The organism is Mesorhizobium sp. P3_A8 (genome assembly GCF_056402995.1).
Map to the genome: position 1 here is coordinate 56,963 of NZ_JBFUGI010000012.1, position 17,573 is coordinate 74,535.

Annotated in this window: 18 protein-coding genes; 12 read left to right on the forward strand and 6 right to left on the reverse strand. The window is 61.9% G+C overall.

Annotation, left to right across the window (positions count from 1 at the left end; all coding sequences use genetic code 11):
* Window positions 1–2: 2 nt before the first annotated feature.
* From AC1DX4_RS25800 to AC1DX4_RS25815, 4 genes are all read right to left on the reverse strand, one after another.
* Complete coding sequence (locus tag AC1DX4_RS25800) at window positions 3–1,529, reverse strand: type II and III secretion system protein family protein (protein ID WP_477222998.1); 1,527 nt, start codon at window positions 1,527–1,529, stop codon at window positions 3–5.
* Window positions 1,526–2,341 carry a Flp pilus assembly protein CpaB gene (gene cpaB, locus AC1DX4_RS25805; RefSeq protein WP_477222999.1) on the reverse strand — a complete coding sequence of 272 codons (816 nt, stop codon included), beginning with the start codon at window positions 2,339–2,341 and terminating at the stop codon, window positions 1,526–1,528. The genes AC1DX4_RS25800 and cpaB overlap by 4 nt, the downstream gene beginning before the upstream one ends.
* Before the next feature lie 216 nt (window positions 2,342–2,557).
* On the reverse strand, window positions 2,558–3,076 hold the full coding sequence (locus tag AC1DX4_RS25810) for an A24 family peptidase (RefSeq protein ID WP_477223000.1): 519 nt from the start codon (window positions 3,074–3,076) through the stop codon (window positions 2,558–2,560).
* A 183-nt stretch (window positions 3,077–3,259) separates the two neighbouring features.
* Window positions 3,260–3,436, reverse strand: coding sequence for a Flp family type IVb pilin (locus tag AC1DX4_RS25815; RefSeq protein WP_027043512.1), 177 nt, complete (start codon window positions 3,434–3,436; stop codon window positions 3,260–3,262).
* Window positions 3,437–3,792: 356 nt separating this feature from the next.
* Here AC1DX4_RS25815 and AC1DX4_RS25820 point away from each other — a divergent pair, with 356 nt between their 5' ends.
* From AC1DX4_RS25820 to AC1DX4_RS25830, 3 genes are all read left to right on the forward strand, one after another.
* On the forward strand, window positions 3,793–4,215 hold the full coding sequence (locus tag AC1DX4_RS25820) for a pilus assembly protein N-terminal domain-containing protein (RefSeq protein ID WP_477223001.1): 423 nt from the start codon (window positions 3,793–3,795) through the stop codon (window positions 4,213–4,215).
* Window positions 4,216–4,355: 140 nt separating this feature from the next.
* Window positions 4,356–4,946: a TadE/TadG family type IV pilus assembly protein gene (locus AC1DX4_RS25825; RefSeq protein ID WP_477223002.1), complete on the forward strand. Its 591-nt coding sequence runs from the start codon at window positions 4,356–4,358 to the stop codon at window positions 4,944–4,946.
* A gap of 34 nt (window positions 4,947–4,980) precedes the next feature.
* Window positions 4,981–5,604 (forward strand): TadE/TadG family type IV pilus assembly protein, encoded by a 624-nt coding sequence (locus AC1DX4_RS25830; RefSeq protein ID WP_477223003.1) that lies wholly within the window; start codon window positions 4,981–4,983, stop codon window positions 5,602–5,604.
* Window positions 5,605–5,609: 5 nt separating this feature from the next.
* Here the strand turns inward: AC1DX4_RS25830 and AC1DX4_RS25835 are convergent, their stop codons facing one another.
* Window positions 5,610–6,533 carry a phosphate/phosphite/phosphonate ABC transporter substrate-binding protein gene (locus AC1DX4_RS25835; RefSeq protein ID WP_477223004.1) on the reverse strand — a complete coding sequence of 308 codons (924 nt, stop codon included), beginning with the start codon at window positions 6,531–6,533 and terminating at the stop codon, window positions 5,610–5,612.
* A gap of 130 nt (window positions 6,534–6,663) precedes the next feature.
* Between AC1DX4_RS25835 and AC1DX4_RS25840 the strand changes: the two genes are divergently transcribed.
* The 9 genes from AC1DX4_RS25840 (at window position 6,664) to AC1DX4_RS25880 (ending at window position 16,528) form a co-directional block, all read left to right on the forward strand.
* On the forward strand, window positions 6,664–7,905 hold the full coding sequence (locus AC1DX4_RS25840) for a phosphopentomutase (RefSeq protein ID WP_477223005.1): 1,242 nt from the start codon (window positions 6,664–6,666) through the stop codon (window positions 7,903–7,905).
* Window positions 7,898–8,788, forward strand: coding sequence for a bifunctional DNA-formamidopyrimidine glycosylase/DNA-(apurinic or apyrimidinic site) lyase (gene mutM, locus AC1DX4_RS25845; protein WP_477223006.1), 891 nt, complete (start codon window positions 7,898–7,900; stop codon window positions 8,786–8,788). The genes AC1DX4_RS25840 and mutM overlap by 8 nt, the downstream gene beginning before the upstream one ends.
* Window positions 8,789–8,906: 118 nt before the next feature.
* On the forward strand, window positions 8,907–9,680 hold the full coding sequence (locus AC1DX4_RS25850; protein ID WP_477223007.1) for an enoyl-CoA hydratase: 774 nt from the start codon (window positions 8,907–8,909) through the stop codon (window positions 9,678–9,680).
* Window positions 9,681–9,861: 181 nt separating this feature from the next.
* Entirely contained in the window at window positions 9,862–10,128 is a 267-nt protein-coding gene (gene rpsT / locus AC1DX4_RS25855; RefSeq protein ID WP_027043520.1) for a 30S ribosomal protein S20, read from the forward strand.
* An 857-nt stretch (window positions 10,129–10,985) separates the two neighbouring features.
* Window positions 10,986–12,530, forward strand: coding sequence for a chromosomal replication initiator protein DnaA (gene dnaA / locus AC1DX4_RS25860; RefSeq protein WP_477223008.1), 1,545 nt, complete (start codon window positions 10,986–10,988; stop codon window positions 12,528–12,530).
* A gap of 386 nt (window positions 12,531–12,916) precedes the next feature.
* Window positions 12,917–14,035, forward strand: coding sequence for a DNA polymerase III subunit beta (gene dnaN / locus AC1DX4_RS25865; RefSeq protein WP_109666422.1), 1,119 nt, complete (start codon window positions 12,917–12,919; stop codon window positions 14,033–14,035).
* 78 nt (window positions 14,036–14,113) lie between these two features.
* Window positions 14,114–15,253, forward strand: coding sequence for a DNA replication/repair protein RecF (gene recF, locus AC1DX4_RS25870; RefSeq protein WP_477223009.1), 1,140 nt, complete (start codon window positions 14,114–14,116; stop codon window positions 15,251–15,253).
* A gap of 31 nt (window positions 15,254–15,284) precedes the next feature.
* Window positions 15,285–16,037 carry a molybdopterin-synthase adenylyltransferase MoeB gene (locus AC1DX4_RS25875; RefSeq protein WP_477223010.1) on the forward strand — a complete coding sequence of 251 codons (753 nt, stop codon included), beginning with the start codon at window positions 15,285–15,287 and terminating at the stop codon, window positions 16,035–16,037.
* Between the two features lie 14 nt (window positions 16,038–16,051).
* On the forward strand, window positions 16,052–16,528 hold the full coding sequence (locus AC1DX4_RS25880) for a GNAT family N-acetyltransferase (RefSeq protein ID WP_477223011.1): 477 nt from the start codon (window positions 16,052–16,054) through the stop codon (window positions 16,526–16,528).
* A gap of 37 nt (window positions 16,529–16,565) precedes the next feature.
* Here AC1DX4_RS25880 and AC1DX4_RS25885 read toward each other — a convergent pair whose 3' ends face one another.
* Window positions 16,566–17,567 (reverse strand): 2-hydroxyacid dehydrogenase, encoded by a 1,002-nt coding sequence (locus AC1DX4_RS25885; RefSeq protein WP_477223012.1) that lies wholly within the window; start codon window positions 17,565–17,567, stop codon window positions 16,566–16,568.
* Between the last annotated feature and the right edge of the window lie 6 nt (window positions 17,568–17,573).

The window sequence follows — 17,573 nt, forward strand, 5'->3', positions numbered from 1 at the left end:
ATTCACTTGTAGATGTAGCCGACAACGCCGTGGTACCGGCCGTTGGGCTTGTCGGTCTGCATGGTGCCGTAGACGCGATTGACCTTGCCAAGGAACATGGCGGCACCATCGCTTGCAGGGTTGAAATTGTCGTCCGGCTTGGCGAGATCGTTGCGTGCCACGGGCTTCGCCAGATAGGGCGTGATGAAGATGACCAGCTCGGTTTCGTTGCGCACGAAGTCCCGGCTGCGGAACAAGGAGCCAAGGACCGGAATCTTGGTGAGGCCTGGCAGTCCGGAGACCGCTTGACGCACGTCGTCGCGAACCAGGCCGGCGATCATCATGGATCCGCCGGAAGGAAGTTCGACCGTGGTGTCTGCCAAGCGCTTGCGGATCGAGAGCAAGGTGGTTCCGGGCAGGCTGCCTACTCCCTCCAAGGTGGTGGCGCCTTCCATAGTCGGCTCAGACACGGAAGTCCTGACCTTGAGACTGATGCGGCCGGCCGACAGCACGACCGGCTGGAACTCCAGACCAATGCCGTATTCAATTTGCTGATTGGTGTAGGTGACCTGACCCGTCTGGTTGTCGCTTGAGACGTTGCTTGAACGTCCGGTAATGATATTGAACTCACCGCCGACCTTAAATGTCGCCTTTTCACCCGACACCGCCGTCAGCGTCGGTTCGGCGAGGGTCTTCATGACTCCGGACTGCTCCATCGCATTGATGTAGGCCTGAAAAGGCGAGGTGGCGCTGCCGAGGTTAAGGCCTGAAAACTGCGATAGCGGCTTGCCCAATCCATAGGCGGGAGAAGTCAGCGCATTCCAGCTGATGCCGTTGCTGTTGCCGCTGCCGACCATGTTGACGCCAAGCTGCTTCATCACCGAGCGGCTGACTTCGGCGACCGTCACTTTGAGCGTGACCTGATCGTCACCAATGATCTGCAGCAGGTTGACGATCTTGCTGGTACGGCGTTCCTGGTCCGGGTTGTTGATGTCGACACCGCTCTGGGCCGAGCCGCCGGCCGCGGTCTGCGAATATTGTCCGGTCGTCGCCTCACCGCCCGAGACGAAGATCGTCGCAAGGTCGACTGCGCGTTTGGCGTCCAGCGGCGTATCGACCATGCCGGTCAGGACGACGTTGTCGTTCAGCAGTTCCACCTTGACGTCCGAGGTCGGAATAAAGCGCTTGATGTAATCCTCCAGGCCGGCGACGTCGCGTTCGACGGCCAGGTCCAGGCTGGCGATCTGTTCGCCGTTCGGACCGAAGACGAAAATGTTGGTCTCGCCGACCGCCTTGCCGAACAGGTAGATACGCCTTGCGGTGCGGGTCACCGCATCGGCAACGGTCGGGTTGGCGACAAGAATGTCGTAGGCATCGCTTGGCAGGTCTATGACCACCGATTTGTTGAGGCCAAGCTTGACGCGCTGGGTGGCGGTCGTAGCCGTCACCTGCGTGCTCTTCGCCTCGGCAACGCCCTGCACATTCGTTCCGACGAGCAGCAGGCCGAATGCCGCGGCTGCGATTGCCGGCAGTTTACCGCTTAGCCTCATTTCCTTGCCCCTACTTCGGAGACTTCACCCGACTTGATCAGTCTCACCGTTCCCTTGCGGCCATTGCCGGAAACGAGATAGTCGGCCTCGTCCACATTCTTTTCCTGGGTGTCCGTGATCGCCCGCAGCGCCAGCGTCAGGCGATCCGCCATCTGCTGGGCGACGGTGATGATCTCCGCCTGTTTGGGCGTGAGCTCCAGCGTGGCGGTCTGGCCAACCCTGGTCTTCTTGCCCTCCTCGTCCTCCTGGATGGTCTGGTCGATTGCCAGGACGCGGATGTTCTTGAGGATGGTTTCGGTGTTGAAACCGGTGCCGCCACCGCTGGCATCGGCCCTGCGGGTCATGATGACGTCGACGAAATCGTTTGGAAGGATGAAACCGCCGGCCGAAGTGTCGGCCGATATGGTTGTGGCGACCGCCCGCATCCCGGAAGGCAGGATGGACGACATGAAGCTTTGCCCCTCGCCGATCAGTTTGGAGCGCCGCACGGGCTCGCCCGCGTACATCGGCACACGGGCAATCGACCCCTTCAATTTCTCCAGGGCGTCGGGAGCATTGGTCTTGGTGATGAAATTCGCGTTGACGCCGTCGGCCGGCCAAGATTGCCAGGAGATGTTGTTCTGAAGCGCGTTACCCATCAAGACATCACCCGAGAGCACAAGAACGTCCTGCAGGGGCACGGCAGGAGCCTGGGGCCCGGAATCGACGACGATCTGCGGCGGTGGGGCAGCGACCATATTTTTTGCGACATAGCCAGCGCCGCCCGCCGCGGCCACCGCCACGCTCAGAATAATCAGTCGGGATGCTGGCATCTGTCCGAACCCTCGCCCTTGGCAAACCACGTAGCCAAGCCGGACTTTGCAGCGGCAATCGTCAAAACAAGGTTAATGTAATGCTTACGATCGTGATTAATTTAAGGTTTACATAAATTAGCTGGATCGCGCCGCCACGCACGCAAAGAGCCCGGCCACTGCTCTTTTCAAAGCGGTCGGGCAACGCGCTCCGGGGTGACGGAAATCAGATCGTGTTCAGCTTGCAAGCCTTGCCAGCGCCCACACCATCAAGGGCGAATCCGGATAGGTCAGCAGGCCGCCAAGGCCGAGTGCGATCCCATAGGGAACGCCGGTGGTGTCATCCGCGAAATGACGCAGGAATGCATTGCGGCCGGTCATAACCGCCAGCGGCGACTTCCGATAAAGCAGGATGGCGAGCGTCAGCAGGCCGCCGATCATTGTCGAGACAACAAGGTATTCGACGAGATGGATGTTCAACCCCATCCACACGGCCGTTGCGGCCAGCAGCTTGGCATCGCCTCCACCCATGCCACCCATCGCGAACAGGCCGAAGGTCACGGCAAGGACCAGGGCACCGGCGGCGAAATGCCAACCATAGGCTGCCCATTCCATACCCGTCAGCGGCGCAACCAGCGCGAAGACGACGACAAGCAGCACCGACACGCGGTTGGCAATCGTCATCGACAGCATGTCGGAGATCGCGGCAAACAGCATGCAGAACGGAAAGACGACGAAGATCAGGGCTTCAAGCATCGGTGTCGCGCCTAAGGTTCAATTCCAATGAGCCAAGCCTAGGTATTTTCAATTAACGATTGATGAGGTGGTTCCCTAAAAATCGGGACCAGAACTGGCTGTGAAGCAGGTGAAACGAAGCAAGGGCCGCCAGTGGGCGGCCCTTGCTGTAACAAACAAGCTGATTGTCAGCAGTACGGCAGATCAGCTGCCGCTGGAGTTCAGCGTGGTGCCGATCGAGGTGAACTTGGCGTTGATTGCGTTGCCAAGGGCGCCGGCGCCGGTGATGATGGCAAGCGCGATGAGGGCGGCGATCAGACCATATTCAATAGCGGTCGCGCCGGATTCGTCCTTCACGAAACGTGCAAAAAGGTTAGACATTTGAGAGCTCCTACTCCACGTGTTACAGCACTTCCGTCAACTTCTGTGATGGTTGATCGGATGCTTGCCAATCTAGGGAGAAGCTCTTTCGATCGGCTTAATAAACAGCCTTACCGATTCCTTTCCCGGCGCGATCGGAGTGCGTGGTTAACTCCATGCTAAGTGCCGGCTAAAGTACCGTGCCCTAGGCCAACGCCGCAAAAGGCAAGGGCTTGAGGAAGTTTGCAACTCGGCGTGGATCTGGCCATGCGAGCAACCATGCCGATCGCCACATCCGGCACAAGCAAGCCGACTTAACCGTTGGTTCACCAATCTCGTTCATGTTCCGTTGAACAGTTTGCTTGTGGAGCGCCTCGATGGCCGTGCAGAGATCCTCAATCCTGATTGCCGTGCTTCTTGCCGCCACGAGCTTGATCACGCCCGCCATTGCGGCTGCCGATATAGAAGTCACCATGAATCAGGCCAAGATCGTGAAACTGTCGCGTCCCGCCGACACGATCGTCGTCGGCAACCCGGCAATCGCCGATGCCTCGGTTCAGGACGCCTCGACGATCGTGCTCACCGGCAAGGGTTTCGGTGTCACCAATCTCGTTGTTCTCGACCAGGAGGGCAGCCCGATTGTCGACGCACAGGTTACCGTCGTGCGGCAGGCAGCCTCGTCGGTTCGTATTTACCGGCGTGCCGAGGTCCAGACCATGTCTTGCACGCCCTATTGCGAAAGCTCTTACAAGAGCGAGGCTGAAAAATCCTCCGAGGCCGAGATGAGCGTTAGCAAATAGGCTTACGTCGCTCTGGGAGCCGCCCAGGTTACCGGCCGGTTAAGACACTCGCGCCGACTTTAACGATCATTCAAACCGGACCTCAATTGGTTTGCGCTAATACACCTGTCGGAACCGTCCAGGGGTGGCAGGAACAAGGTATGGGCAACGAATTCGGCTCGACAGGTCAGCACAAGGTGGAGCGCTTCGGATTTTTGAAGCGCTTCGTTCGCAACCGCCGTGGCAGCACGGCCATCGAATTCGCAATTCTTGCATTGCCGTTCGCGCTTCTGGTCTTTGGCATCCTTGAAAGCTGCATCTCTTTTGCCGGCCAGGAAGTGATGGCCAACATCACCGACGATGTTGCGCGCCAGTTGCGCACGGGCCAGTTGAGACCGGCCGATGTCGCCGGGAACAAATTGACGACCCTGATCTGCGGCAGGCTGCAGATCATCGTCTCGACGGATTGTCCCGATCAGCTGCTCGTGGACCTTCGCGAGTATCCGACTTTCGCGGACGCAGCCACAGCGGGCTTCAAGATCCAGAATGGCGATGTCGTGCTGATGCAAGGCACGAACTCACAGACTTTTGCAAACACGCCTGGCCTGGCGGAATCGAAGAACATGCTGCGGGTCTTCTACAAATGGCCTGTCGTGACCGATCTGATGGCCAAGTCGATGGCCAATCTGAATGGCGGCAGGACACTGCATTTTGCTTCGGTGACCTGGCAGAACGAGCCGTTCGACAATTGAGTACGGAAGCACCAACAAGAAAAAAGGCAATGGCATGATGCGTGCGGGGGCACATCCGGGAATTGCAGGACTCTGGAGCAAGGCAGTCGGATTCTGCTCCAATCGCCGTGGGGTGGCGGCGGTCGAGTTCGCTCTTATCGTTCCTATCCTGCTGGTCATGTACTTCATGACGATGGAGGCTTCGCAGGCCATCGAGACCAGCAAGAAGGTCAGCCGCATCGGCAGCATGGTTGCCGACCTCGTCACGCAGCAACCGACCATCGTCAAGGCGGATCTCGACGCCATCATGAAAATCGGCACCTCGACCATCCAGCCCTACAACCGCTCGACGCCGAACATCACCATCACGGCAATACAGGTCACCACCGATGCGACGCCCCTGGTGAAGGTGGTGTGGTCACGCAAGGTTGCCAGTGGCGTTTATAGTGTCGGGGCCGCCGCAGGCACAGCCACCACGGTTCCGACAACGCTCAGGGTGGCCGGCACCTTCCTCATCCGCGTCGAAAGCAATCTGAGCTATTCGCCGATGATCAACTGGCAGTCGGACACCCAGCAAAAGCTCGGATTGACACAATCGCTCACCACGACGATCCCGATGGGCGAGACCTACTATCTGCGCCCGCGCAGAAGCCTGACGATCCCCTGCGGCGATTGCTGAAGACTTTACTGCTGCTCACCACCTGTCGACACCAGGCGCACGATGGCTTGCGCCGTCGCATAGTCCTTTGGGGCCACGGTCAGAAAGCCGCCGGAGTGTTTCGATTCCAGGAGATCGTAAACATCCGGCGTCGTCGATTTGAGGTTGGTCAGGAACACGGTCAGCCGACGCTTGGCTTCCGGGTCGAGATCAGTGCGTACGGCATGGGGACCGTACCTCAGCAGGCCCGACATCCACACGACCTGGAGAGCCGACGGCGAAAGGCCGGCTGCTTCGAGCCTTGCCTGCGTGCCATCAGATAGCAGCGGCTGACCGTCGGCTGCTGCCCTCACCCAGCCGAACGAGGCGTCAGCCTGGCCGTCGACAAGCATGGTTTCGGCCGCGGACGTGGAATCGGCATGGATCAGAAACGGGGCATCCTCAGTGATCTTGACGTGTTCGGCGGCCAGCTCCGCCAGCGGCAAAAGCGAGCCCCCGACGCTGTCCGGCGGCGGCATAGCGATCCGTTGCGTCTCCATCGCCGCCAGGTCGGACAGCTTGCCGTCCCTGGTCAGCAGTACGGAGCGGATGCCGGCCGCACCGTCGGAATCGACCGGCGCCACAAGCGGCTCGATGCATCCGCAACGCTGCAGCGCCGTGGCATAAGCCGTCGCCGAATAGATGGCGTACTCGATCCGGGCGTTGGCTTGCGCCTCGATCAGTGCCGCATAATCGCGCGCAACGACGAACTCGACCTTCATGCCAAGCGCGTTGGTAAAGGATTGCGTCAGCAGCGCCAGCCCCGGAACAGTGTTGCCGCCGCCAGGCTCGGCGACGATGCCGATGCGAAATGTGCCGATATCATCACGCCAGTCGGCCAGCGCCGGTCCACACCAGAGCGCGCCGTGCACGATCATGAGAGCGGTGCACGCCTTCAGCACAGCGTTCATGGCAAGACCGTCCTGCGTTTTATCCGATGCATGCCCACTATCGCGCCAAGCCGTTGCCGTTTGGTTTCCGAATTGCCAATGCCGCCGTGGAACCCTATGTCTGGGCGTCCACACTGGCAACAATGACCCGATGGCGCGTGCTTTTCTCTTTGTCCTGGATTCCTTCGGCATCGGCGGCGCGGCCGACGCCGAACGCTATGGCGACGCCGGCGCCAACACGCTCGCGCACATCGCCGAAGCTTGCGCCGAAGGGCGCGCGGATCGCGAGGGGCTTCGACAAGGGCCGCTGTTTGTCCCGCACATGGCATCGCTCGGACTTGGCAAGGCGGCCGAGACGGCGACAGGATTGGGTTTTGCCCATTTCGGGACGGATCTGCTCGCCAATGCCTTCCATGGTGCGGCGCAGGAAGTTTCGAGCGGCAAGGACACACCCTCCGGACACTGGGAGATCGCGGCCCTGCCCGTGCGGTTCGACTGGGGTTATTTCCCGGATACGGTTCCCGCCTTTCCGGCTGATCTGACCGCGGCGATGATCCGCGAGGGCGAGGTTTCAGGCATTCTCGGCAACTGCCATGCGCCGGGCACAGAGATCATCGAACGGTTCGGTGAGGAACACATCCGCACCGGCAAGCCGATCTGTTACACCTCCGTCGACTCGGTCCTGCAGATCGCCGCGCATGAAGTCCATTTCGGCTTGGAGCGGCTTTATGAATTCTGCCAGGTGGTGCGCCGGCTGGTCGATCCGCTCAGGATCGGACGCGTGATCGCGCGGCCATTCGTCGGCGAGACCGCCGCCACCTTCCAGCGAACCTACAACCGCCATGACTACGCGGTGCCGCCGCCGGAGCCGACCTTGCTCGACCGGCTGACGGCGCGGGGAAGCCGCGTTATCGCCGTCGGCAAGATCGGCGACATCTTTGCCCATCGCGGTATTTCGGAAGTGCGCAAGGCCGCCGGCAACATGGCCATGTTCGACAAGGCGCTCGGTGCGATGGATGATGCCGGTAACGGCGATCTCGTTTTCGCCAATTTCGTCGATTTCGACACCGAATTCGGCCATCGCCGCGATGTCGCCGGCTATGCCGCCGCGCTCGAGGCCTTCGACCGGCGGCTGCCGGAAGCACTCGCAAAGCTGCAGCTGGGCGACCTTCTCATCCTGACGGCCGACCACGGCAATGATCCGACCTGGAGAGGGACAGATCATACGCGTGAACGCATCCCGGTGATTGGCATGGGACCCGGTTTGAGAGGTGGCGACATCGGACTGAGAACGACATTCGCCGATATCGGCGAGACCGTCGCAGAACACCTCGGGCTGGCGCCCGGCCGCCACGGCACTTCTTTCCATGCGATGATTGGCGGCCATGCCTGAATTGCCCGAAGTCGAAACAGTCCGGCGTGGCCTGCAGCCGGTCCTTGAAGGTGCCCGTCTGACCAAGGTCGAGGCGCGACGGCCGGATCTGCGGTTTCCCTTTCCCGAACGGTTTTCGGAACGGCTGACCGGCAGGACCATCACGGCGCTCGGTCGCCGAGCCAAATATCTGACCATGCATGTGCAGGACGGCCCGGTGCTGATCTGCCATCTCGGCATGTCGGGCTCCTTTCGCATCGAGACCGACGACGACGGCGAGACACAAGGCGTGTTCCACCACGAACGTTCGAAAAGCACGGCGCACGACCATGTCGTGTTCGATGTCGTCGCCGCCAACGGCGCCCGGTCCCGCGTGATCTTCAACGACCCGCGCCGCTTCGGTTTCATGCTGTTTGCGGAAGGGCCGCCGGAGACGCATCCTATGCTGGCCGGACTGGGCGTCGAGCCCACCGGCAATGCGCTGGACGGCGTGCTGCTCGCCTCGTTGCTGAAAGGCCGCAGATCGCCGCTGAAGGCAGCGCTTCTCGACCAGAAGCTGATCGCGGGACTTGGCAATATTTACGTCTCGGAGGCGCTCTGGCGTGCCGGCCTGTCGCCCTTGCGCGAGGCGGGCACCATCGCCAAGCCGGGCAAGAGGGCCAAGGAACAAAGCGAACGCCTGGCCGAGGCGATCCGCTCGGTCATATCAGATGCCATCGCGGCTGGCGGGTCGTCGCTGCGCGACTATGTGCACACCGACGGGTCACTGGGCTATTTCCAGCATTCCTTCGCCGTCTACGACCGCGAAGGTGAGCCTTGCCCGAAGCCCGGCTGCGGCGGCCACATCGAGCGCATCGTGCAGAGCGGACGCTCGACCTTCTATTGCCGGACGTGTCAGAGCTGAGTTAGAGCAATTCCAGGAAAAGTGTGAACGGTTTTCCCCGGGAAAAGCGCATAGCGCTTTCCCCAGGGAATTGCGTCAAAACAAAAAGATGGACCGGGTCTAGCGAGGAGAAGCAGCCATGGCCTACGAGACGATCATCGCCGAGACGCGCGGCAAGGTCGCACTGATCACGCTGAACCGGCCAAAGGCGCTCAATGCGCTGAATTCCCAGATCCTTGCCGAACTCGTCGCAGCCGTGAACGGTTTCGGCGCCGATCCTGGTATCGGCGCCATGGTTCTTACCGGTTCCGACAAGGCCTTTGCCGCTGGCGCCGACATCAAGGAGATGCAGGCTATCTCCTATGTCGACGCCTACAGCCAGGACTTCTTCGCAGGTTGGGAGGAGTTCACACGCACACGAAAGCCGATCATTGCCGCGGTGGCCGGCTATGCGCTGGGCGGCGGATGCGAGCTGGCAATGATGTGCGACTTCATCATTGCCGCCGACACCGCCAAATTCGGCCAGCCAGAAATCACGCTCGGCGTCATTCCCGGCATGGGCGGGTCGCAACGCCTGACCCGGTTCGTCGGCAAGTCGAAGGCGATGGACATGTGCCTGACCGGACGAATGATGGATGCAGCGGAAGCCGAACGCTCGGGGCTGGTGTCACGGGTCGTGCCCGCAGCCGAGCTTGTCGAGGAGGCTATCAAGGCGGCGGCCAAGATCGCCGATTTCTCGCTGCCATCGGTGATGATGACGAAGGAAGCCGTCAACCGTTCCTACGAGACGACGCTGGCCGAGGGATTGCGGTTCGAACGCCGCCTGTTCCACTCGCTTTTCGCGCTCGAAGACCAGAAGGAAGGCATGGCGGCCTTCGCCGAGAAGCGGAAGCCGAATTTCACCAATCGCTAGAGCGTTGCCGGCTAGCGATCGAAACCCCGTGGCGTCGGCCAAAAAGAACGCCAGGCAGCGTTGACGCGCCGGAAAAGCTGAACTATAAGCCGCACCAACCGAGGCGGCCCTGTGGCTGCCCGTTTGTTTTTTGCGCCCTGCGGCATGCCGCATGCGCCGACCAGATCAGAAGAGAGGCATCATGGCCAACACATCCTCGGCCAAAAAGGCAACGCGTAAGATTGTCCGCCGCGCGGCGATCAACAAGAACCGCCGCTCGCGCGTGCGCACCTACGTCCGCCAGGTCGAGGAGGCGCTCGCCTCCGGCGACAAGGCTGCCGCACAGGCCGCTTTCAAGGTCGCCGAGCCGGAATTGATGCGTGCCGCGACCAAGGGCGTGATCCACAAGAACACCGCGTCCCGCAAGGTGTCGCGTCTGGCCGCGCGCCTCAAGGTGCTGTCGGCCTAACATCGCCTTTACAGACTAAGCTTCTTTAAAACCCGGCCAGTCGTGCCGGGTTTTTTCGTTTGCCGGCAAGTACTTAAAAAGAATGCTCGGAAACGGTGCCCAAAGCGGATTCCAGTATTCGAAATGCTTTGCCGGCACATGCCTGCCTGCTGATGGTTGACAGCGTTGAAAAATGGCGGCTTCAAAATTCTTAACTATCAAAAATAAGCGATATTTTTCAGATAGTTAGCTATGGTCATCCACAGCTTGTCCACAACGTCTCGAAGGGACGGGAGGGCAACTGGCTGTCAAGCGAATTATTTCAGAATATTTCGCGCCGGCCCGACTTTTTCATATTCGCCGGAAAAGAGTTTGAATCACAATGGCTTTGTCAAAATATGCCGTTGCGGCATGCGGCTCGAACCAGCCCGAGGTAACCAGATTCCTTAAAAATCAGTTAGGGGTGGCCTTGCCCTATCCACAGCGATTTCGGTAATGTTGGGTCATCAAGAGGGACGGGCCCGTGGCCCTTAACCCAGTCCGAATCAGCCAGCGTAAATTGGCCGGATTTGCAACGCGGATCAAGTCCGTGAACGGGATTGGTTTGTCTTTTTTGATGTGGGTAAGGGGACTGGCGTAACTAGACATGGCAGGTAGACGGCGCGCCGGCGCTCTTTCGCCGGACGGTGTTGTATTGCCCTGACATACCCAACGCGGACTGGCTTCCATGGGCCGGCACCGGTTCCCTCCGAATAGTGGGCGACGTTCATTGCCGGCGGCGGCAACGGGCATCGTAGCGAAGACATAGTCGCTGGAAAACGGATGCAGGAGGCGCATCCCCAGCGGAAAACAGGTACAGAAAAGCAAGGAACTCGATCATGCAGAGCGGCATCGAAAGGGAGCTTACGGGCGACCTCCCATTTCCTGGAACTTTGATCGGAGCAAACGAGATGGCGGTCTCCAGCGACGCGGAACAGAAGTTCGACCGGGTCAAGATCCAGTTGAAGGCGCGTCTGGGGGCTGAAGTCTATTCGAGCTGGTTCGGCCGCATGAAGGTCGCGGAGGCGTCCAAGGGCATTGTCCGCATCTCGGTGCCCACCGCGTTCCTGCGCTCGTGGATCAACGGCCACTATCTCGACCTCATCTCCGAACTGTGGAAGCAGGAGGATGCCGATCTCCTCAAGATCGAGATCGTGGTGCGCACGGCCACCCGCCAGGGGCGCAGCCCTGTCGAACCGGAATTGACGCCGGCACGCAAGATGACACGGCAGACGCAAACGGCGCTGGCCGCCGGCACTGTGAGCCCCGGCAGGGTGGAACGGCCTCCCGTGCCGCGCCCAGGTGCCGCGGTCGAGACCGAGTTCCGCCACAACGTGCTGGGATCGCCGCTTGATCCCCGCTACACGTTCGGCTCCTTCATCGAAGGCCCGTCGAACCGGGTAGCCTTCGCCGCCGCCAAGGCCGTGGCGGAATCGCAATCGAGCGCTGTGCGCTTCAATCCGCTTTTCCTGCATGCGACCGTCGGGCTCGGCAAGACCCACCTGCTGCAGGCCATCGCGGCGGAATCGCTGAAGCAGAACCCGAAATCCCGCGTCGTCTATCTCACCGCGGAGTATTTCATGTGGCGCTTCGCCACCGCGATCCGCGACAACAACGCGCTGACGCTCAAGGAGCAGCTGCGCGACATCGACCTCTTGATCATCGACGACATGCAGTTCCTGCAGGGCAAGTCGATCCAGCATGAATTCTGCCATTTGATCAACATGCTGCTCGACAGCGCCAAGCAAGTCGTTGTCGCCGCCGACCGGCCGCCGTCCGAGCTGGAATCGCTCGAGCCGCGTGTCCGCTCGCGCCTCAATGGCGGCGTCGCGCTCGAAATGTCGGCGCCTGATTTCTCCATGCGCCTCGGCATGCTCAAACTACGCCTGGCCACGGCCAGGGTCGACGACGCATCGCTGGATATTTCCGACGAAATCCTCAACCACGTCGCCCGCACCGTGACCGGCAGCGGACGAGAACTGGAGGGCGCGTTCAACCAGCTGCTGTTTCGCCAGTCGTTCGAGCCGCAGATCACCATCGACCGTATCGACGAGATCCTCGGCCACATCTATCGCACCGGCGAGCCGAAGCGGGTCCGCATCGAGGACATCCAGCGCATCGTGGCGCGCCACTACAACGTGTCGAAGACCGAATTGCTGTCCAACCGGCGCACGCGCACAATCGTCAAGCCACGGCAGGTCGCCATGTACCTGTCGAAGGTGATGACGCCGCGCTCCCTGCCCGAAATCGGACGGCGCTTCGGTGGCCGCGATCACACCACGGTGCTGCACGCCGTGCGCAAGATCGAGGACCTTTCCGGCAACGACAACACGCTGGCGCAGGAACTTGAGCTGCTGCGGCGGCTGATCAACGACCAGGCCTGACCGGTCCGGAACGGGCAAGCCAGAACCGCACTGGAATTCAATGGCTTGCCTGCCCGGCAGCGCCCCTGACATGGGCTCGAGGCCTGGAGCAATTCCAAGAAAAGTGTGAACGGTTTTTCCCGGGGCAAGCGCGTAGCGCTTTCCCTTGGGAATTGCGTCAAAACAGAGCCTGGCGACGATCTGGATTCGGGATTCAGCACACTGGCTGGCGGTCATCCAGGCCTTTATCCCCAGAAAGCCCGCGCAGCCGGACCGAACCGGTGGCGCGGGCTTGCGTTTGCTGGCTTTTTCCTGTCAGTTTACGCAGATTCTGAGCCTGTTCAGACCTTTCGCGGGGCGCCGCCAGCCGGAGACCCGCTCATCCTTTCAAGCGAGCCTGTTTCGTCATGCGTGTTATCCTGGAACGGTCAAATCTCCTGAAGTCGCTCAACCACGTCCACCGTGTGGTCGAACGGCGCAACACGATACCGATCCTGTCCAACGTGCTGCTCAGCGCCGAGGGCGCCAGCCTCGAAATGAAGGCGACCGACCTTGACCTGGAGGTGACGGAAGCGACGCCAGCCAAGGTGGAGCGCGGCGGGGCGACGACGGTTCCGGCGCATCTGCTCTACGACATCGTGCGCAAACTCGCGGACGGCGCCGAGGTGATGCTGAAGACGGACGAGGACGGCAACGCCATGACGGTGACGTCGGGCCGCTCGAGCTTTCGGCTGCAGTGCCTGCCGCAATCCGACTTTCCCGAGCTTTCGGCCGGATCCTTCTCGCATATCTTCCGGCTCGACTCGGTTGCCCTGAGGGGGCTGATCGAGAAGACGCAGTTCGCCATTTCCACCGAAGAGACGCGCTATTATCTCAATGGCATCTACCTGCACACGCATGAGGTCGGCGGCAAGCTGAAGCTGCGCTCGGTGGCCACTGACGGCCACCGCCTGGCGCGCGCCGAAATCGACGCGCCGGCGGGGTCCGAGGGCATGCCGGGCATCATCATTCCGCGCAAGACGGTGAGCGAGCTGCAGAAGCTGGTCGACGACCCTGATGTCGCCGTGACCACGGAGCTGTCGGACACCAAGATCCGCTTCACCATCGGCAGCGTGGTCCTGACCTCGAAGCTGATCGACGGCACCTTCCCCGATTATCAGCGGGTCATTCCGACCGGCAACGACAAGAAGCTGATCATCGACCGCCAGAGCTTTGCCGCCGCGGTCGACCGTGTCTCGACCATTTCCTCCGAACGTGGCCGCGCGGTGAAGCTTTCGATCAGCGAAGGCCAGGTGACGCTTGCGGTCAACAACCCGGATTCGGGCAGCGCCACCGAGGAACTGGCGGCCGACTATTCGTCCGACCCGATCGAAATCGGCTTCAACGCCAAATACCTGCTCGACGTTGCCGCTCAGTTGACCGGCACGGAAGCCAAATTCATGTTGGCCGATGCCGGTTCGCCGACGCTGATCCACGACATGGCCGACGAGACCGCGCTTTACGTGCTGATGCCGATGCGGGTATAGCCCGGCACGGCATCATCGATCCGGCTCTGCGACGGGCCGGCAGCGGAAACAATGGCGACTTCTACAGGCGGATAGCGGTTGCCGGCACAAACCCATATAAGTAAGCTTACACTTACTAATTTCCGCAACTATGCGACGCTGACGATCGATCTCGATCCGGGCGCCGTGGTGTTTTCCGGCGACAATGGTGCCGGCAAGACCAACCTCCTCGAAGCAATTTCCTTTCTAACGCCGGGGCGCGGCCTGCGCCGCGCGCCTTACGCCGATGTCGCACGCGAAGGCGGCGACGGCGGCTTTGCCCTGCACGCCCGGCTCGACGGGCCCGACGGCCAGATCGAGATCGGCACGGGCATTTCGGTCGGCGAGGGCGAAGGCGGCAGGCGGGTTCGCATCAATGGCGCGACGGCCCGCTCGGCCGAAGACATGCTGGAATGGCTGCGCGTGGTGTGGCTGACGCCGGCCATGGATGCGCTGTTCACCGGACCGGCTGCTGACCGCCGGCGCTTTCTCGACCGGCTGGTGCTGGCGATCGACCCCGGCCACGGCCAGCGGGCGCTCGACTACGAGAAGGCGATGCGCGGCCGTAATCGCCTGCTTACCGAGGGCTCGCGGGATATCAGCTGGTTCGAAGCGATCGAGACACAGATGGCCGAAACCGGCGTCGCCATTGCGGCGGCGCGCGCCGAACTGGTGCGCCTGCTCGCCGCCATGATCGACAGGCTGCCCGACACGGGACCGTTCCCGCAGGCCGATATCAGCCTTTCGGGCGATCTGGAAACCGAGGTTTCCACCGCGCCGGCGGTCGACGTCGAGGAGCGGTTCCGCCGGGCTCTTGCCGGTGGCCGTGATCGTGATCGTGCCGCGGGACGAACGCTTGAAGGCCCGCACCGTTCCGATCTCCTGGTGCGGCACAGGCCCAAGGCAATGCCGGCAGAACTCTGTTCGACCGGCGAGCAGAAGGCATTGCTGGTCGGCATCGTCCTGTCGCATGCCCGGCTGACCGGCGAGATGTCCGGCATGACGCCGATCCTGCTGCTCGACGAGATCGCCGCCCATCTCGACGGCGGGCGGCGGGCGGCGCTGTTTTCGATCCTGGAGGAGTTGAACTGCCAGGCTTTCATGACGGGAACCGATGCCGCGCTGTTTTCCAGCCTCAAGGGCCGTGCGCAATTCCTGACCGTCGACCATGGCACGGTTGGGCCAACCGAAGACGCCTGACAAGGTTTTTCAGCCGCTATATGGTCCTGACATGACCACCGCGCTCACCGCCGACGAGATCGAACGCTATGCCCGCCACATCGTGCTGCCCGAAGTCGGCGGCGCGGGCCAACAGAAGCTCAAGCAAGCGCGGGTCTTGGTGATCGGCGCCGGCGGGCTGGGCGCACCGGTGCTCGAATATCTTGCGGCGGCCGGCGTCGGCACGCTTGGCATCGTTGATGACGACACCGTGTCGCTCTCCAATTTGCAGCGCCAGGTCATCCACGGCACGGATACGGTCGGCATGCTGAAAACCGACAGCGCCAAGGCGGCAATCACCCGTATCAATCCCAACACCGTGGTCGAGACGCACACGTTCCGGCTGAGCGCGGACAACGCCCCTGCCCTCATCGCCCGCTATGACATCACCGTCGACGGTTCCGACAATTTCGAGACCCGTTATACGGTGGCCGACGCCTGCGCGAACGAGCGCAAACCCCTGGTGCATGCCGCCGTCGGCCGTTTCGATGGTTCGGTGACGGTGCTGAAGCCTTTCGAGGCCGGCAAGGATGGCAAGCCGAACCCTGGCTATCGCGATCTCTTCCCCGAAGCCCCGCCGCCGGGCCTTGTACCGTCCTGCGCCGAGGCCGGTGTGCTTGGCGCGCTGACCGGCGTCGTCGGCACGCTACAGGCGATGGAGGCGATCAAGCTGATCACCGGCATCGGCGAGCCGCTGGTCGGGCGGCTGCTGCTCTACGATGCGCTCTCCGCGCGCTTCGAAACGATCCGCTACAGCAGGCGCTGATCTTGGAGCGGACCATGACCCTCTCCATCGACCGCATCCCGGCCGGTTTCGACCGCTGGGACGAGGTGCTTGCCCTGATCATGCAGGCCTTCGCCTTCATGGACGGCGTCATCGACCCGCCGTCCTCGACCCATCTGCTCACCGTCGATGGACTGCGCGACAAGGCCGGGCGGGAGAACGGCTTCGCGGCCCTCGACGGCGGCAGGATCGTCGGCTGCGTCTTTGCTCTTGAAAGGGCCGACGATCTTTATGTCGGCAAACTCGCCGTCTCCCCGGACCGCCAGGGGCAAGGCATCGGCCGGCGGCTGATGCGGGCGGTCGAAGATCTCGCGCTCGACCGCGGTAAGGCGGCGCTGGAGCTTCAGACACGCATCGAGCTCACCGCCAATCATGCCGCCTTTGCCCGCCTCGGTTTCCACGAGACCGAGCGAACGGCACATGAAGGCTACGCCAGGCCAACCTCGATCACCATGCGCAAATCTATTTCGTAAGTTTTTGCTTACCCAACAATGGCAAGCGCCGATACCGTCAGGTCCTCAGCGGCAGCACACGGTCCGGCGGGCGGTGGCCGTCAACGAACGCCCTGATGTTGATGATGACCTTCTCGCCCATGTCGATGCGGCCCTCGAGCGTCGCCGAGCCCATATGCGGCAACAGCACGACCTTGTTCCTGGCGGCGAGCTTGAGCAGCTTGGCATTGAGCGCCGGCTCGTGCTCGTAGACGTCGAGGCCGGCGCCGGCGATCTTGCCGTCCTGGATCAGCTTGACCAGCGCCTCTTCGTCGATGATGTCTCCGCGCGCGGTGTTGACCACATAGGCGGTGGGCTGAAGCAGGGCCAAGCGCCGGGCCGACAGCAAATGAAAAGTCGCGGGCGTCGACGGACAATTGACCGAGATGATGTCCATGCGGGCCAGCATCTGGTCGAGGCTCTCCCAATAGGTCGCCTCCAGCCCGTCCTCGACCGCCGGCAGCACGCGATGGCGGTTGTGGTAGTGGATGGAAAGGCCGAAGGCCTTGGCCCGCCTGGCAACGGCGGTGCCGATGCGGCCCATGCCGACAATGCCGAGCCGCTTGCCCCAGATGCGCCGGCCAAGCATCCAGGTCGGCGACCAGCCGGCCCATTTCTTGTCGCCGGTGAGCACATTGGCGCCTTCCGCCAGCCGGCGCGGTACAGCCAGCATCAGCGCCATGGTCATGTCGGCGGTGTCTTCGGTGAGCACATTGGGCGTGTTGGTGACGGTGATGCCCCTCTTGGCCGCCGCCGCCACGTCGATCTTGTCGACGCCATTGCCGAAATTGGCGATCAGCTTGAGGTTGTCGCCGGCCTGGGCGATCAGCGCCGCGTCGATCTGGTCGGTCACTGTCGGCACCAGCACGTCGGCTTCCTTGACCGCGGCAACCAGCTCCGGCTGCGTCATCGGCCTGTCCTCGACATTCAGCCTGGCGTCGAACAGCTCGCGCATGCGGGTCTCGACCGGGTCGGGCAGCTTTCGCGTGATGACCACGAGAGGCTTCTTTTTGCCTACCATTGTTTC

Bases quoted from the DNA above. Each gene is read 5' to 3' on its own strand.
- AC1DX4_RS25800 (WP_477222998.1), bottom strand. From the start codon at position 1,529: ATGAGGCTAAGCGGTAAACTGCCGGCAATCGCAGCCGCGGCATTCGGC.
- cpaB (WP_477222999.1), bottom strand. From the start codon at position 2,341: ATGCCAGCATCCCGACTGATTATTCTGAGCGTGGCGGTGGCCGCGGCG.
- AC1DX4_RS25810 (WP_477223000.1), bottom strand. From the start codon at position 3,076: ATGCTTGAAGCCCTGATCTTCGTCGTCTTTCCGTTCTGCATGCTGTTT.
- AC1DX4_RS25815 (WP_027043512.1), bottom strand. From the start codon at position 3,436: ATGTCTAACCTTTTTGCACGTTTCGTGAAGGACGAATCCGGCGCGACC.
- AC1DX4_RS25820 (WP_477223001.1), top strand. From the start codon at position 3,793: ATGGCCGTGCAGAGATCCTCAATCCTGATTGCCGTGCTTCTTGCCGCC.
- AC1DX4_RS25825 (WP_477223002.1), top strand. From the start codon at position 4,356: ATGGGCAACGAATTCGGCTCGACAGGTCAGCACAAGGTGGAGCGCTTC.
- AC1DX4_RS25830 (WP_477223003.1), top strand. From the start codon at position 4,981: ATGATGCGTGCGGGGGCACATCCGGGAATTGCAGGACTCTGGAGCAAG.
- AC1DX4_RS25835 (WP_477223004.1), bottom strand. From the start codon at position 6,533: ATGAACGCTGTGCTGAAGGCGTGCACCGCTCTCATGATCGTGCACGGC.
- AC1DX4_RS25840 (WP_477223005.1), top strand. From the start codon at position 6,664: ATGGCGCGTGCTTTTCTCTTTGTCCTGGATTCCTTCGGCATCGGCGGC.
- mutM (WP_477223006.1), top strand. From the start codon at position 7,898: ATGCCTGAATTGCCCGAAGTCGAAACAGTCCGGCGTGGCCTGCAGCCG.
- AC1DX4_RS25850 (WP_477223007.1), top strand. From the start codon at position 8,907: ATGGCCTACGAGACGATCATCGCCGAGACGCGCGGCAAGGTCGCACTG.
- rpsT (WP_027043520.1), top strand. From the start codon at position 9,862: ATGGCCAACACATCCTCGGCCAAAAAGGCAACGCGTAAGATTGTCCGC.
- dnaA (WP_477223008.1), top strand. From the start codon at position 10,986: ATGCAGAGCGGCATCGAAAGGGAGCTTACGGGCGACCTCCCATTTCCT.
- dnaN (WP_109666422.1), top strand. From the start codon at position 12,917: ATGCGTGTTATCCTGGAACGGTCAAATCTCCTGAAGTCGCTCAACCAC.
- AC1DX4_RS25875 (WP_477223010.1), top strand. From the start codon at position 15,285: ATGACCACCGCGCTCACCGCCGACGAGATCGAACGCTATGCCCGCCAC.
- AC1DX4_RS25880 (WP_477223011.1), top strand. From the start codon at position 16,052: ATGACCCTCTCCATCGACCGCATCCCGGCCGGTTTCGACCGCTGGGAC.
- AC1DX4_RS25885 (WP_477223012.1), bottom strand. From the start codon at position 17,567: ATGGTAGGCAAAAAGAAGCCTCTCGTGGTCATCACGCGAAAGCTGCCC.